Source organism: Gordonia zhenghanii, assembly GCF_021738965.1.
In the GTDB taxonomy this organism is placed as follows: domain Bacteria; phylum Actinomycetota; class Actinomycetes; order Mycobacteriales; family Mycobacteriaceae; genus Gordonia; species Gordonia zhenghanii.
Genome location: NZ_JAKKOQ010000016.1, coordinates 22,063 through 37,415, shown reverse-complemented (window position 1 = coordinate 37,415; position 15,353 = coordinate 22,063). Strand labels below are relative to the sequence as shown.

Annotated in this window: 12 protein-coding genes; 5 read left to right on the top strand and 7 right to left on the bottom strand. The window is 67.1% G+C overall.

What is annotated here, in order from left to right; translation table 11 throughout:
* The first annotated feature begins 67 nt into the window (after positions 1-67).
* Positions 68-1,330, top strand: a complete 1,263-nt coding sequence (gene tgt, locus L5G32_RS16550) for a tRNA guanosine(34) transglycosylase Tgt (RefSeq protein ID WP_237012182.1) — start codon at positions 68-70, stop codon at positions 1,328-1,330.
* Positions 1,323-2,417 (top strand): D-TA family PLP-dependent enzyme, encoded by a 1,095-nt coding sequence (locus L5G32_RS16545; RefSeq protein ID WP_237012181.1) that lies wholly within the window; start codon positions 1,323-1,325, stop codon positions 2,415-2,417. Before tgt ends, L5G32_RS16545 begins: the two co-directional genes overlap by 8 nt.
* Before the next feature lie 229 nt (positions 2,418-2,646).
* On the opposite strand, the gene gluQRS is transcribed toward L5G32_RS16545, so the two are convergent.
* Together gluQRS and L5G32_RS16535 are read right to left on the bottom strand one after the other, a co-directional pair.
* Positions 2,647-3,570 (bottom strand): tRNA glutamyl-Q(34) synthetase GluQRS, encoded by a 924-nt coding sequence (gluQRS, locus tag L5G32_RS16540; protein WP_237012180.1) that lies wholly within the window; start codon positions 3,568-3,570, stop codon positions 2,647-2,649.
* A gap of 32 nt (positions 3,571-3,602) precedes the next feature.
* The gene (locus L5G32_RS16535) at positions 3,603-5,540 is read right to left on the bottom strand and encodes an alkaline phosphatase family protein (protein WP_237012179.1); all 1,938 of its coding nucleotides are present in this window, start codon (positions 5,538-5,540) and stop codon (positions 3,603-3,605) included.
* Positions 5,541-5,697: 157 nt separating this feature from the next.
* On the opposite strand from L5G32_RS16535, the gene L5G32_RS16530 reads away from it, so the two are divergent.
* Positions 5,698-6,750, top strand: coding sequence for an ATP-dependent DNA ligase (locus L5G32_RS16530; protein ID WP_237012237.1), 1,053 nt, complete (start codon positions 5,698-5,700; stop codon positions 6,748-6,750).
* Positions 6,740-7,813 carry a DNA polymerase domain-containing protein gene (locus L5G32_RS16525; RefSeq protein WP_237012178.1) on the top strand — a complete coding sequence of 358 codons (1,074 nt, stop codon included), beginning with the start codon at positions 6,740-6,742 and terminating at the stop codon, positions 7,811-7,813. Before L5G32_RS16530 ends, L5G32_RS16525 begins: the two co-directional genes overlap by 11 nt.
* A gap of 4 nt (positions 7,814-7,817) precedes the next feature.
* Here the strand turns inward: L5G32_RS16525 and L5G32_RS16520 are convergent, their stop codons facing one another.
* Positions 7,818-8,696 (bottom strand): helix-turn-helix domain-containing protein, encoded by an 879-nt coding sequence (locus L5G32_RS16520; protein WP_237012177.1) that lies wholly within the window; start codon positions 8,694-8,696, stop codon positions 7,818-7,820.
* The gene (locus tag L5G32_RS16515; RefSeq protein WP_237012176.1) at positions 8,669-9,061 is read right to left on the bottom strand and encodes a VOC family protein; all 393 of its coding nucleotides are present in this window, start codon (positions 9,059-9,061) and stop codon (positions 8,669-8,671) included. The genes L5G32_RS16520 and L5G32_RS16515 overlap by 28 nt, the downstream gene beginning before the upstream one ends.
* A 106-nt stretch (positions 9,062-9,167) precedes the next feature.
* On the opposite strand from L5G32_RS16515, the gene L5G32_RS16510 reads away from it, so the two are divergent.
* Complete coding sequence (locus tag L5G32_RS16510) at positions 9,168-10,253, top strand: HtaA domain-containing protein (protein WP_237012175.1); 1,086 nt, start codon at positions 9,168-9,170, stop codon at positions 10,251-10,253.
* Positions 10,254-10,388: 135 nt separating this feature from the next.
* Here L5G32_RS16510 and L5G32_RS16505 read toward each other — a convergent pair whose 3' ends face one another.
* From L5G32_RS16505 to L5G32_RS16495, 3 genes are read right to left on the bottom strand one after another with little or no spacing between them, the layout of a single operon-like run.
* Entirely contained in the window at positions 10,389-12,770 is a 2,382-nt protein-coding gene (locus tag L5G32_RS16505; RefSeq protein WP_237012174.1) for a serine/threonine-protein kinase, read from the bottom strand.
* 5 nt (positions 12,771-12,775) lie between these two features.
* On the bottom strand, positions 12,776-13,783 hold the full coding sequence (locus L5G32_RS16500; protein WP_237012173.1) for a glutamate ABC transporter substrate-binding protein: 1,008 nt from the start codon (positions 13,781-13,783) through the stop codon (positions 12,776-12,778).
* Positions 13,780-15,231 carry a GlnX family signal transduction membrane protein gene (locus tag L5G32_RS16495; RefSeq protein WP_237012172.1) on the bottom strand — a complete coding sequence of 484 codons (1,452 nt, stop codon included), beginning with the start codon at positions 15,229-15,231 and terminating at the stop codon, positions 13,780-13,782. The genes L5G32_RS16500 and L5G32_RS16495 overlap by 4 nt, the downstream gene beginning before the upstream one ends.
* Positions 15,232-15,353: the final 122 nt, after the last annotated feature.

The following is a 15,353-nucleotide window of genomic DNA, read 5'->3' as shown; positions in this document are numbered from 1 at the left end:
GCTCTGAGTGGTAAGCGAACCGCGGGTCGGACCATCCCGTACGGCGCAGGTGGGGCAGTATTGCCATGTGACCAGCAGTGAGTTCATCCGACGCGCCACCCTCGACGGGACGGCGGGTCGCACCGGCACCATCACCACCCCGCACGGCGAGATCCACACGCCCGCCTTCGTGCCCGTCGGCACAAAAGCCACCGTGAAGACGGTGCTGCCGGAATCGGTTGCGGCACTTGGCGCACAAGCGGTTCTCGCCAACGCCTATCACCTGTATCTGCAGCCGGGACCGGATATTCTCGACCGGGCGGGCGGCCTCGGGGCCTTCATGAACTGGCCCGGCCCGACCTACACCGACAGCGGCGGATTCCAAGTGATGTCGCTCGGCGTCGGTTTCAAGAAGGTCATCTCGATGGAGTCGACCGGCCCGCAAGACGATTCGCGGATCGCCGAGGGCAAGGAGCGGCTGGCTGCGGTCGACGACGACGGCGTCACCTTCAAATCGCATCTCGACGGTTCGATGCACCGGTTCACCCCCGAAGTATCGATGCAGATCCAGCACCAGCTCGGCGCGGACATCATCTTCGCGTTCGACGAACTGACGACGCTGATGAACACCCGCGGATATCAGGAGACGTCGCTCGAACGGACGCGTCAGTGGGCGATCCGCTGCCTCACCGAACACAACAGCCTCTCCACCGAGCGGACACACCGACCGCAGCAGGCGTTGTGGGGAGTCGTCCAGGGCGCACAGTACGAGGACCTGCGGCGCAAGGCGACGCGGGACCTCGTCGAACTGAGCCGCATCGACCGCGAGAACGGCGGCAAGGGATTCGGTGGATACGGGATCGGCGGCGCGCTTGAGAAAGACAATCTCGGAACGATCGTCGGCTGGGTCACCGATGAACTTCCCGACGAGGCTCCGCGTCACCTGTTGGGGATCAGCGAACCCGACGACGTCTTCACGGCCATCGAGAACGGTGCCGACACCTTCGACTGCGTGTCGCCGACCCGGGTCGCCCGCAACGGGGCGATCTACTCGTTCGACGGCCGCTACAACGTGACCAATCGCAAGTATCGGGACGACTTCGGTCCGCTCGACGCCGAACTCGACAACTATTCGACCCAGTACACGCGCGCCTACCTTCACCACCTGTTCAAGGCGAAGGAGGGCTTGGCGTCGACGCTCGCCACCCTCCACAACCTGTCGTTCACGATCACCCTCGTCGACCGCGCGCGCAAGGCCATCAAGAACGGCGACTACTACGAGTACCGGGACGAGTTCCTCGGTCGCTACTACGCGGGGACCAAGCGAGCACGGGAGCAGTCCGATGGGTGACATGGTCAGCACGCCGATGGTCATCGTCGACGCCGACAGACTGGACCGCAACATCGCAACGATGGCCAATGTGTTGCGCGCCAAAGGGATCGATCTGCGCCCGCATGTGAAGACGCACAAGATCGTCGAGATCGCGCGTAAGCAGAAGGCGGCGGGCGCCTGCGGGCTGACTGTCGCGACGATCGGTGAGGCCGAGACGTTCGCGTACGCAGACGGCGAAGGTTTCGACGACCTCTTCATCGCCTACCCGCTGTGGCTCACGCGGTCGAGCGCCGCACGGCTGATCGACGTGGCTGAGCGCGCTCGCGTCTCGTTCGGCGCCGACTCGGTGGACGGTGTGCGCAACGCGGGCGCCCGACTCGGCGACGCAGCATCGCGATTCGAGGTGCTGATTGAGGTGGACAGCGGTCACGGCCGCAGTGGAGTGCACCCGGACAGAGCCGCCGAGGTCGCCGCGGCCGCCGTCGAAGCCGGTCTGCGGGTTTCCGGTGTGTTCACTTTTCCCGGGCACAGCTACGGCGCCGACCAGGCAGAACCGGCGGCCCGTGACGAAGCGAAGTCGTTGCGACGGGCGACCCGACTTCTCGCCGAGTCGGGTGTGCCGGTGCGGATCCGCAGCGGCGGCTCTACCCCGAGTGCCGTGCTGTCCGACGGAGACGTCCTCACCGAGGCGCGCCCGGGCGTGTACGTGTTCGGCGACGCGCAGCAATGGGAGTTGGGGCGCACCGAGCCGTCCGACATCGCGTTGACCGTTCTGGCCACCGTCATCAGCCGGTGCGACGAGTCCGACGGCCGCCGGATCGTGCTCGACTCGGGCAGCAAGATCCTGGGGGCCGACCGACCCGGGTACGTCTCCGGGCACGGACGGCTCATCGACTACCCCGACGCGCGGATCACGGCCCTCTCCGAACACCACGCAACCGTCGAGTTCCCCGACAGTGCACCGCTTCCCGTCTGCGGGTCCCGTATCCGCGTTGTACCCAACCACGTGTGCACGGTCCTGAACCTCGTCGACGCCGTCGCCGTCGCCAAAGGCGGTCTCGTCGTCGACACCTGGCAGGTAGCCGCTCGCGGTCGTAATAGTTGAGCAGTCGCTACTCCTGCTGATTGAGCATCACTCCCGTTGATCGAGCGTCACCCCGTTGATCGAGCGGAGTCGAGATCTCGTTGTGCAGGCTCTCGACTCCGCTCGACCAGAGGTGGGCTCGCCCCGTTGCTCGTGCGGTCTTGCCGTTGATCGAGCGTCACTCCCGTTGATCGAGCGCTTTCCCTCGTTGATCGAGCGGAGTCGAGATCTCGACCAGTCGGGACACTCGCTACCCGGCGTCGAAGATCCAGGGATCGCGGGGGAGGGCGGAGGGGGAGAAGCGTTCGCCGAGGTCGTTCATCGTGACCTTCTCGCCGTCGTCGGCGAGGCCGAGTGAGGCGGCGATCATCGACAGGACCGACTCCGCGTCGACGCCCTGCTCGGCCAGGTCGGCGACGGTGACCGCACCGTCGCGTTTGGCAAGACGCTTGTGGTCGGCGTTGAGGACCATCGGGACGTGCGCGTACTCGGGCGGCGAGTAGCCGAGCCTGGTCGCGAGGTATGCCTGGCGCGGCGCCGACGTCAGGAGGTCGTCGCCGCGCACCACCTGATCCACGCCGGACGCTGCGTCGTCGACGACTACCGCGAGGTTGTAGGCAGGCGTGCCGTCGTTGCGTTGCAGGACGAAATCGTCGACGTCGCCGGTGAACTCGCGGTGCAGGATGTCGGTGACCGTGAACGACGTGACCTCCGAGCGGAGGCGGATCGCGGCGGGACGGGTGCGTCGTCGTTCGTCGCGTTCGGCGTCGGTCAGGTCACGGCACGTGCCCGGATACGAGCCCTGCGGGGCGTGCGGAGCCGTCGGCGCATCCAGGATCTCGCGGCGGGTGCAGAAGCATTCGAACGTGTCGCCCTCGGCGACGAGTCCGCCGATCACCGACGAGTACGCGTCGTACCGGTCGCTCTGCTGGAGCACCGGACCGTCCCAGGTGAGCCCGATGGAGGCGAGGTCCGCGAGTTGTCGCTCCTGCGCTCCGGGACGCACTCGGTCGAGGTCTTCCACGCGCATCAGGAACCGCCGATCAGACGATCGAGCGAAGAGAAAGGCGAGCACCGCCGTTCGGAGGTTCCCGATGTGCAGGTCGCCGGACGGGGAGGGCGCGAAACGGCCTGCCGGGGCGAATCGGCTTGCGGGGGCGAAGTCGTTGGCCACGCTCAACACCGTAAGGCACCGCCGTCCGGCGATCAGTCGGCGCGTAGCGGCGACGTCGCCGTCGGCCGTCCGCTCTCGAGACGACCGGTGTAGTACTGGCGACCGGCGGTACCCGCGAGAGACACCTCGTACCAGCCGTCGGTCACCGCGGTGGCAGTCACATCGCGTCCGTTCACTCGGATCCGTCGACTCGCATGGTCGAGCACGACGTCGGCGGAGGAACCGTTCCGCGGGAACCACAGGTCGCGGAGAAACCGGTCGGGTCCAGTCACCACGACGTGTTCGGTGATCGACGCCAACTGGACGCGCCGTCTGCCGCGCACCGTGTGGTGGTCGACGCGACCGTCGTAGAACACGCCGAACACGGCAGGGCGCGATCCGTCGTTCCGCAGGTGCAGGACGCCGTCGACGACGACCGCCGATAACCGGTACGGGGTCGGGAGCGCCACCGCTCGTTGGCTCTCCTGCACTGGATGGCCGCCGCCCGGCGTCGCCTCCCAACGTTTCTCGAATGACGGCACCGGTCCTGGGTGAGCGGGTAGCCGGAGGCCGTCCGAGCGACCGAAGTCGAACGCCGACACCAGGTCGCCGCATACCCGGCGTCGCCACTTCGAGATATTCGGACAGTCCACGCCGGTGACCCGTTCGAGGAATCGCACCACGGAGGTGTGGTCGAAGACATCCGACGAGACGCGGCCGCCGACGGTCCACGGCGAGATGATCGTCATCGGCACCCGGAAACCCAACCCCATCGGCTTGCCGTCCCACCACTCGTCGGGCTCGCCCTCCGGGGGCAACGGCGGTACGACGTGATCGAAGTAGCCGTCGAACTCATCGAAGGTCAGTAGCATCGCGGTCTTCGCCCAGACTCGAGGGTTCGACGCGAGCGCGTCGAGTAGACGGTAGGTGAGCGTGGACGACTGGATCGGCGACGACGCGGACGGATGCTCGGAGTCGGCTGCCGACGCGACGATCCACGACACGGTCGGCAGCTCGTCGGCCTCCACGTCCCGGTGGAACCGCGAGACGAGCGAGCCCGGCTCGCCCCGGTGCAGTCCGCGGCGGTAGAGGCCGGTGAATCCGTCGCCGATCCGGGCTGCGGCGTCGTGCACTCTCTGGGCGCGCTCACGCTGCTCGTCGACGTCGGACGCCTCCAACAGGTCCTCGTAGAAGCCGGTCAGATCGCCACCGCGCTCGCCTGCGGCTTCGACGGCGGCGCGTCCGAGGGTGCGGAACGTCGCGAAGAAGTCGAGGTTGTTGTCGGTGTAGTTGTCCCATTCTTGGTAGACGCGCCAGGCGACGCCTGCCTCGTGCAGCGATTCCGCATACGTCTTCCACGTGTAACCCGGGTGCGCGGAGTCGTAGGCGTCGTTGCCGACCGCGCGCGGCCCCGAGGGCTCGAAGCCGCTGGCGCCGGAGAACAGGAAGTTCCGGTTCGGGCTCGTCGACGTCGGACACGACGAGAAGTAACCGTCGCACACCGTGAACGTCTCGGCCAGCGCGAACTGGAATGCGATGTCGCGGCGATCGTAGGCGGCCATGGTTGCGGTGCCCTTCGCGCCGACCCACCCGTCGCAGTGACCCTCGTTGAGAGCTTGGTGACCGTCCGGCCACGAGTGTGGAAGGGAGGCCAGGTATTCGACGGACAGATCGCCACGGTTCGCCGCGTCCCGAGCGAGGAACGGGCGCACGCCGCCCTGATCGAAGACACCCGGTTTCGCGGAGTTGTCGGCGAATCCGCGCACCCCGCGCAACGTCCCGAAATAGTGGTCGAACGAACGGTTCTCCTGCATCAGGACGACGACGTGCTCCACATCGCGCAGACTTCCGGCCGGTCTGCCGCGCGCGACTGCGTCGATGAGCGAGGGCGGCAGAAGAGTTGCGGCAGCGGCAGTTCCGGTGGCGGTCGCCGCCAAGCCGAGGAAATGTCTGCGGGAATGGGCCGAGACGGATTTCGGTGTGGTCGCCATCGTCTCCAGACGTTAGGGGCGTCGGGTGGCCTGACGGTGTCGGCGCAGTGTCGGGAGGGCGACCAGTCGGCCAGCAGCGGGCGCGCGCATGATGGCCTCGCCCATGGGTTGGGCCGAATCCGTTGCCGCTGTCGGTGGTGTCGTGGACGATGAACGGGTGGACCTTCCGATCAACCCGCCCGTCGCGCCGATGCTCGCGAAGGCGGTGGCGTCCGTTCCCGACCAGCCGGCGGAAGGACCGACGTGGTCGTACGAGCCCAAGTGGGACGGGTTCCGCGCGTTGATCTTCCGTGACGGTGACGAGGTCGTCATGGTCTCGCGCGGCGGCAAGGACCTGGCCAGGTATTTTCCCGAACTCGTCGAGGCTGCGCGCGCCGAACTGCCTGAGCGGGTCGTCGTCGACGGCGAAGTCGGCGTGGTTCGCGAGATCGACAGTGTCCGGCGCCTCGACTGGGACTCGCTGAGCCAACGCATCCACCCCGCAGCATCGCGCATCGAGAAGCTCTCGCTCGAGACGCCCGCGATCTTCATCGGATTCGACGCGCTCGCGCTCGAAGACATCGACCTGACCGGGGAGGCGTTCACGGTCCGTCGTGACGCACTGCGTCAAGCCATCGGACCTGGGGGATCCCTACAAGTCAGCCGGGTGACGCAAGATCCCGTCGTCGCGGACCAGTGGTTCACCGCGTTCGAGGGCGCAGGCTTGGACGGCGTCGTCGCGAAACGACTCGACGGGCTGTACGTGCCGAACAAACGCGAGATGGTCAAGATAAAGCACAAGCGGACCGCCGACTGCGTGGTCCTCGGCTATCGCGTCCACAAGAGCGGAACGGGTCTCGGCTCGATGCTCCTCGGACTGTACGGCGACGACGGCGAGCTCCGGATGGTCGGCGGGTCGAGTGCGTTCTCGGATAAGAAGCGAATCGAACTCCAGGAGATGTTCGAGCCCATGCGGCTCGATCCGGACTGCGTCGCACAGGGGGAGGTGTCGCGGTGGCGCACTGCAGGCAGCAGCGAGTGGCTGCCCGTCCGCCAAGAACTCGTCGTCGAAGTGGCTTACGACCAGATGGAGAACGGAAGGTTCCGGCACACGGTGAAGTTCGTGCGGTGGCGACCGGACCGGGACCCGTCCAGCTGCGGGTACGACCAACTCGAAGTTCCGCTGACCTACGACATTCACGACGTGCTGGAAGGTACTGATGGCGAGTAAGAGTTCGAAACCGAAGCCGGTGATGCTCGACGTCGACGGGGTCGAGGTCAAGCTCAGCAACCCCGACAAGATCTATTTCCCCGAACTCGGCGAGGCAGGCGGACGGAAAGCCGACCTCGTCGAGTACTACCGTGCGATGGCGCTCGCCGGGCCGCTGCTCGACGCGATCGGTGGCCGTCCGAACTTCCTGCAGCGTTTCCCCGACGGTGTCGAGGGCGACGAGATCTACCAGAAGCACTTGACGAAATATCATCCCGACCACGTCGAATCGACGCGAATCGTCTTCCCCTCCAAGCGTTCCGGCCAGGCGTTCTGTCCGCGGATCCCAGCCGATGTCGTGTGGGCCGCCAACCTCGGAACCGTCACCCTTCACACCTGGCCCACCCTTGATCCCGACAACGACCACCCTGACCAGTTGCGGATCGACTTGGATCCGACGGCGACGCGTGACTTCGACGATGTGCGCGCGGTGGCGATCGACTACGTCCGACCGCTGCTCGACGAACTCGGGTACACGGGATTCGTGAAGACGTCGGGCAGTCGCGGCATCCACGTGTTCGTCCCGATCCGGCCCGAGTGGGACTTCATCGCCACGAGGCGTGCGGTGATCGCGTTGGGGCGCGAATTGGAGCGTCGCGCACCGGAGCTCGTCACAACGTCGTGGTGGAAAGAGGAGCGCGGCGAACGGATCTTCATCGACTACAACCAGAACGCCCGCGACCGGTCGATGGCCGCCCCGTACTCGGTGCGCAAGTCGGCGACCGCGCGAGTGTCGACACCGCTGACGTGGGACGAACTCGCCGACGTCGACCCCGAGAACCTGACGATCGCCACCGTGCCCGCACTGGTGGAACACCGCGGTGACCCGTGGGCCGACATCGCCGATCACGCCGTCGGGCTCGAGCCACTCCTGGAGATGGTCGCCCGCGACGATGCCGACGGTCTCGGCGATCTGCCTTACCCGCCGTCGTATCCGAAGATGCCGGGCGAGCCGCCTCGTGTTCAGCCGAGCAAGAAGGTCGCCGAGCACTGGGACGACTATGGCAACCCGATCGAGAAGTAACCGCTCACTTCGCAGACATCCGCTCCTGTAAAGCGCGTTCGCTCGCCTCCCGAGGGGAGCGAACGTCGTCGAGGTGAGCGGAGTCGGTGAGTACGTCAGCGCGACGGTCCGCGAGGTACCGCGTCGGCGAGCAGCCGGTGAACGACGCGAACTCGCGGGTCAGGTGAGCTTGGTCGGCGTAGCAGAGGTCGGCGGCGACGTCCGCGGGTACGCGACCGCCCTCGAGGAGGTGCCTGGCCTCGTCGAACCGGACGAGCCGGGCCGCCTGCTTCGGTCCCATGCCGAACTCGGCGGCGAACACCCCGGTCAGCCTGCGGGCGGACCAACCCGACTCCTCGACCAGGCTCGACACCCGAACCCGACCGCGCGTGCGCAGAATTCTCTGCCACGCACGGACAGCGTCCGGGTCGGGGCGGCCGGGGGCGTCCCACCTCGCGGTCAGGTGGTCGACGAGGACCTCCGACGCCGTCTGGCGTCGCGTCGCATGCGGGACGGCTCCGACGGCGTCTCGCAGACGCGAGGTGAGGCGAGCGTCGATCTGATCGAGTTCGACCATCGACGACAAGGCTCCGACCGGTATGCCGAACAGTCGGCGGACGGCGCCCGGGCTCAGATCGAGCTGGACGCCGACCTGTGTCCCGTCGTGGTGGATCGTGAACGATTCGAGGTGGAGCTCGCCGACACCGCACGTGAAGCTCGTCTCCTGTGCCAAGCCTGGTCCGGTGAGGACGAGGCCGTCTCCCAGATCGACGATGAGCGTGACCGTGGGCGACGGGATGCCCAGGTGGGTGCCGGGGCGCACTCCCGTGATCTCGTACGGAGTGACCTCGACGCCGACCCGGTGCAGATCGGCGGTCAGCCCGCGTACGTTCCGAAGCTCCACAGGTTGCCCTCCGGGTCGGCGATCGAGAACCCTCGAGATCCATAGTCCTCTTCGGCCATGTCGCGCACCAGCTTCGCGCCGAGGTCGGTGGCCTTCGCGTAGACGGCATCCGGATCGGACACCACCACGTACACGTTGGCGGTTCCGATCGGGGTGGCGAACGTCGAATCGGTCTTGCCCGCTGAGCTCACCATGACGCGACCTCCGTCGGGCCACAGCATCTCCGAGTGGATCACTTCGCCTGGACCGTCGCCCTCGACGAGGATGCCGGGCTCGAAGCCCAACCGGGTGAGCCAGTCGCGTTCGGCGAGTGGGTCGTTGCACGTGAGGCCGGGCCAGATGTTCATGTCTTTGCGTGTGTTCATGACTCGAATTCTCCCGCCAGACGAGCATCGGGTCTTGAAGAAATCGGCACGGATACGGGACTAAGGTCCGAATCGGCCGAGAAGTGCAATAGGTTAGGCTCCGCTCATGTCTAGATTACGTGGTCTTGTCGTTCTGTTCGTGGTCGGCGCGTTGGCGTTCTCGGGTGCCGTGGCCGGAGTCGGCCCGGCGCAGGCGGAGCGGTTCGTACCTGAGATCAGTGTGTATGCGGCCGACGGAGTGACGCCGATCGGGAACACCGTGCTGCATCCAGGTGATCAGGTGGTCGTGAAGGGCACCGGATTCGATCCCGCAGCCAACACGTCGGGGCTCCCCGTGCCCGTGCCGCCCGGCGTCCCACACGGCACCTTCGTGACCTTCGGCGGCTTCGCGCCAATCTGGCAGCCATCGAAGAATGCGCCAGCGTCCTCGCGCGCCGAGGTCCGCGGCAAGACCAAGTGGGCGCTCTCGCGGTCAGCGCTCGGCAGAGTGCCCGCCGCGCCGTTCGACCTCCGACGGACCATCCGTCAGCAGTGGGTGCCGTTGGACGCGCAGGGCCGGTTCACCGCGCGCCTGACGCTCGCGACCCCGGACAAGACTCCCGCGAACAAGCGGTGGGGCGTCTACACCTACGGCGCTGCGAACTCGATCAACGCCGCGCAGGAGAAGTACGTCCCGCTCAACTACTCGACCGCGGACGGCCCGAACACGCCGAAGCCGGCCGCGCAGAACCTGGTGTGGGGCTACTCGCCGAGCTTCTCGAACGCGGTTGACGCGACCGAAGGCGCCCTCGTCGGCAAGGACGGCGCGGACGTCGACGCCCGCGGCCGCATGACCTTCGAGCTCGCCGACAACACCATCCGCAACGGTCGAGGCGAACTGCGCTACCGGGGCACCGCCGTCGTCTACACGCGCTTCCACCTGCTCGAGATCGCGCTCGCCGACCCGATCATCCGCGTGAGCGGGACCCGCGGGGTCCTGTCGATGAAGACATCGTCGACCGACATGAACGGCGACGACCACCTCCGCCGAACCGACGTCGCCGATCTGCACCTCACGGCCGCGCAGGCGGCGCGACTGGCGCAGAGCCAGGACGTCTCCGGCGTGAAGGCCACGTTCCGCGGAGGAATCACCCCGACCTCCCTCGCCGCGTTGTCGCTGTCCGGCGCGGATGCCGTCGACGTGCGGTTCTAGGGGGCCTCGACTCCGCTCGACCAGCGGAAGTAGGGCTCGACCAGCGGCGAGGGTCTCGACTCCGCTCGACCAGCGGCGAGGGTCTCGACTTCGCTCGACCAGCGGAAGTAGAGCTCGACCAGCGGCGCTGGCGCGCTAAAACAACGTCGCGGGACGGACCAGGTTCGCGAGGTCGACGAGAAGGAAGCGGTGGGCGCGGTTGTCTCGCGTGGCGCGCGCCAGCTCGCGCAGTGATCGTTCGGTACCTGCGCGCAGGCCGGGCTCGGTGAAGGGGAAGCCGAGGAAGTCCTCGCCCTCGCCCGCCCCGGGGTGCGCGTCGACCCAGCCGAGAGCGCTCCCGAGGACGATCAGCTTCAAACGGCGGCGGCGCGGATCGTCGAGCCCGATCTGATTGAAGCGAGCCGACGCCTCGAACAATTCGTCCGGTGTGATCTCGGCCGGCGGTCGGCCGTGCACGAGCGACAGGATCGCGCTGATCTGGGCGGTGCCGAAGTGTCGGCTCGTGATCGGCACCTCGTCGAGCGGCTCGATCGCCTGCGCGATCTCACCCTCGGCGAGCAGCATCCGGGCGTAACCGAACGCAGCGGTGACGATGGCGTGATCGGTGAGCCAGAGGTCGTGGTAGGCCTGGCGGGCGATGTCGTACCACCGTTCGACCTGGGCCGCCTGATCGTTGGTCGACAGGCCTTCGGCCGACAGCCAGTAGCCGATGAGTTCGGCAGTGCCTGCGACGGCCAGCTTCGGTGCGACCTCGCCGGGCAGGGCCTCGAGGACTTCGTGAAAGCGGTCGAAGGCGAGTTCCGGTTCGGCGTTCAGCAGGGCACAGATGCCGAGGAACCAGTGCAGTCGCCACGAGTCGCCATGGTTGTCGGCGACCTCCCCGAGCAATTGCAGTGCGGTGTCGAGGTTGCCCAGCTCCAAGTGCGCTCGGGCTTCGGCGAGATCGATCTCCAGGGACGGATGCTCGGCGTTCCGTCGGGGAAACGGCACCTGATCCGGCGACATCAGCGACGCGAACCCTTCGGCGCGGGCGGCTTTGATCGTGTCCAACGTCTGGCGCGGATACGAGAGCGCTGCCGAGGTCAACACGTTCGCTGCGGGATCGGTCGGGTCCACCAGTGGGATGGGGAGTGCGCGGGCGATGTCCGCCGGGTCGTGGATGGCGGCGTCCTTCGCATTGAAGAAGCCGTCGACCGGTGCCAGCAGCAGCTCGGTACCGAAGGTCGAGCGCTGCGGAGTGAACACCGTCGACAACGACGGTCGTGGCACACCGGTGTGCAGGGCGACGGTCTCACGCAGCACGTTGAGGACTTGCGTGGTCATCTCCTCGGCGGACTCGAACCGCTCGGTCGGATCCGTCGATGTCGCACGCTGCAGCAGGAAGTAGAAGGACGGGTTGGCGACGAAGACCGGGGTGGTCTCCGGGTCGGGTAGCCCGTCGACGTACCGACCTTCCTCCATCGGCATGTCGACGGTGAGCACGGCCAGCGTGCGGCCGATCGAATAGATGTCCGTCGCGACCTGCGGACCCGTATCGACGATCTCCGGCGCCTGAAATCCGGGGGTGCCGTACAGGCGGCCGTACCCGTTGATCGACGAGACCGCACCGAGGTCGATGAGCTTGACCTCGTCGGCGGTGATCATGATGTTGTCGGGTTTCACGTCGTTGTAGACCAGGCCGACCGAGTGCAGGTAGCCGACGGCCGAGAGGACTTCGAGGATGTACGCCATCGCCTGTTCGACGGGCATCGGCTTCGTCTTGCCGGTGGGACCCGTCGTCAGATGTTTCAGCGTGTGACCGCCGACGTACTCCATCACGATGTACCCGAACAGCCGACCGTCGTCGTCGGCCCATTCGACGAAGTTGAAGATCTTCACGATGCCCGGGTCGTTCACGGACGCCAGGAACTGCCGTTCGGCGATCGCGACGGCCTGGGCCTGTGAATCAGACGAGTTCAGCAGGCCTTTGAGGACGACGGGGCGGTCGGACACATTGTGATCGACCGCCAGGTAGATCCACCCCATGCCGCCGTGGGCGATGGCGCCCGCGATCTCGTACTGGTCGGCGACCATCGTCCCGCGGGCGAGTCCGGGGACGAACGAGTAGCGCGACCCGCAGTTGGGGCAGGTGCCCTGGGCCGGACCCTTTCCCGGCCCGGAACTCCGGCCGACCTCGGCGCCGCACTTCCAACAGGTTCGCTTGGACTCGACGATCATCGGGTCGGCGAGGACGGCGTCCGCCGGGTCGATGTCGGTGACGTCCGGAAGCTGTACCAGACCGCTTCCGAGCCTGCGGTCGTGGATGTGCGACGGAGCCTTGCGGATCTTGCGGCGCGACGACGTGATGTCCTCGAACAGCCGCCGGACCTGGGTCCCCTGAGTGCTCTGATGGACTGGTGTGGTGCCGACCGTGGATATCGGGGCGGCAGCCTGCGTCGCCGGCCCGTCGTCGGGCGCAGACGGCATGGTCTGGACCGGTTGCGTCTGGGTCTCGTCAGTCTGGTCGTCGTCGCTCATCGTCTTCAATCGCGGTAGGTGTACGGCGGGGGCGATCCTGGGCCAAGGACCGAGAGCCACCGATCGTAGGAACTCTGCCAACTGCCGTCGGCGCGTCGCTTCTCGAGGACCGCGTTGATGAATTCGACGAATTCGGGGTGGCCTTTGGCGACGCCGACCCCGTAGTCCTCGGCGCCGAGACTCTCCCCGACGACCTTCGCCCACGGGTCCTGGGCGGCGATGCCTGCGAGGATCGGGGTGTCGGAGGTGATGGCGTCGACCTGTCCCTGCTGCATCATCACGAGACAGTCGGCCCAACTGGCGGTCGTCGCGAACCGCGCCGTCGGCGCCAGTTCTTTGACTCGGTTCGCCGACGTCGACGACAACGAGACGCACACCCGTTTCCCGTCGAGGTCGGCGACGCTCTCGATCCCCGTGTGCCGGTAGGCGAGGATGCGTTGCGAGGCCTCGAAGTACGGGATCGAGAAATCGATGGCGGCCAACCGCTCGCAGGTGATCGACATGGATTTGACGACCATGTCGACGGTGCCGTTCTGCAACGCCTCGATGCGGTCGTCGCTCGACACGATCCGGTAATCGACCCGGTTGGGGTCGCCGAAGATCGCCGCGGAGATCCAGTGCGCGATGTCGACGTCGAATCCCATGACGTCGCCGCTCAACGGGTCGCGGAAGCTCAGCGGATTGGAGCCGAGGTCGGTGCCGACGACCAGCCGTCCCCGTTTGAGGATCTGGTCCATCATCGAGTGCGCGGGCATCTGGCCGGGAGTCGGAAGTTCGCCCCGAGGCCGCAGACTCGAGGTGTCGCAGTCGGTCGACTCGGTGGACTCCGACGGGCTGTGGTCGCCTTCGTCGAAGGAGACGTTGGGCGGGAGCGGGATGTCGGCCGTGGTCGTCGGCGGATCGCCGTTCTCGCTCGTCGTCACGCCGCAGGCGCCGAGACCGACGGTGACGGCGAGGGCAAGGACCGCGACCGAGAGGCCGCGCCTGAGCTTGATTCCCGATCGCCTGGTCACCGGTACTCCCTGATTCGAGGAAACAGCCCGCCGAACACGGCGATCGCCGCGACGCCGCACAGAACGGCGATGCCGGTTCCGGTGAACCCGAGGACCCGTTGAGCGGTGTTGATATTGGCGCGGAAGGTCGACCGCGCTTCGGCGATCGCCTCGACGAGTGCGGCATTGGCCTCTTCGTAGCCGGTGGCCGTGCTGATCGAGCCGTCGCCGATGGTGAGCGCTCGAGCGCTGGTGAAGTCGCCCGCGGTCAGGAGCCGGCCGACCTCGGAGTGTGCCGAGCGCCAGCGCTCGACGGCCGACTTCACGTCGCCGAGCGGGTCGGTGATCCCGGCGTCGTCGTCGAGTTCGGCCGAGCCCTGGAGGTCGTCGGCGCGGTCGACGATCTGGGCCATCGACGTCTCGAACTGTCGATCCAGTTCGCCCGGGTCGGACCGGCGGACCAGGGACAGGGTCTCGGCGGATCTGGCCTGCTGAGTGAGGATCCGCATGCTGGTCAGCGTGTGAAGCGGGTCGGCTCCGGACTCTTTCGCCGTGTTCGCCGCAGCGACCGAGGTCAAGCCGGAGACAAGGAGCCACACGGTGCCGAGTCCGAGGGCCGTCAGCGCGGCGATCAGGCCGACGTTGAAATGGCGACGTGTTCGACGGGCCAGATATCGTCCGGTCACCAGGAGCATGCCGATGATCAGGAACAACGCAACGTAAACGCCCCACGGCGGAACCGTCAGGGTGCGCTGCGGCTCGGAGATCGCCGCCGAACGCTGCTCGTAGAGACGCTGGGCCGCAGGCAGGATCGTGTCCTGCATGAGGGTCGACGCGACAGTGAGATACGCCGAGCCGACGGGGTACCCGAGTCGGTTGTTGGTCCGTGCCGTCTCGACGAGGCCTGTGTACTCGGGCAGCTTGACCGCGAGCGTGTTGAGGTCGGCGCGGGCGCCCTCCTCGTCGTCGGTGTGCGCCGACGCGTCGTCCCGGTAGCCGTCGGTCGCGGCTATCAGCGCGGTGGACGCGGTGGCGATCGAATCGGTGAATGAGGCGCGCAGCTCGGGCGACTCGCGGCCGCCCGAGATGAACGCCGAATTGGCGGCAGCGTCGGCCACCGACAGCGAGCTGTACAGGGTCTCCGCGGCCTCGGCCTGTGGCTCGCTGCGGTCGATCAGAGACGAGAGCGTTTGGCTTCGGGTGGTCAGCGCCGCCGACGAGTACCAGCCGGTCAGGGTGCAGGCGAGGATCATCGCGAGCAGGATGATGACGAGTTTCCCCGGCGTGGTGGTGGCGTAGAAACGGAAGGCGACAAGGGGAGAGCTCACGCGCTCCCGGGTCATCGCGGCGAGTTCGCGGCGGTCGGCTATGACTTGTCGGAGAGTCGGTCCGGATCCGGGGCGTTCCGGAATCACGGTTCGCCCGGCATGCGTGAGCGCGGAGCGCACTCCCGAAACCTGGCCGGTCACGACAATCCCTTCACTCGGGTTGGTTTCAGCCTAGTCGTCGGGCCTGCGGTCGTCCGGCAACACCCGGTACGGTGAGGGGCGAGTCGCCGGTCACCGGTGTCGGCGACACCGGAATCGACGTC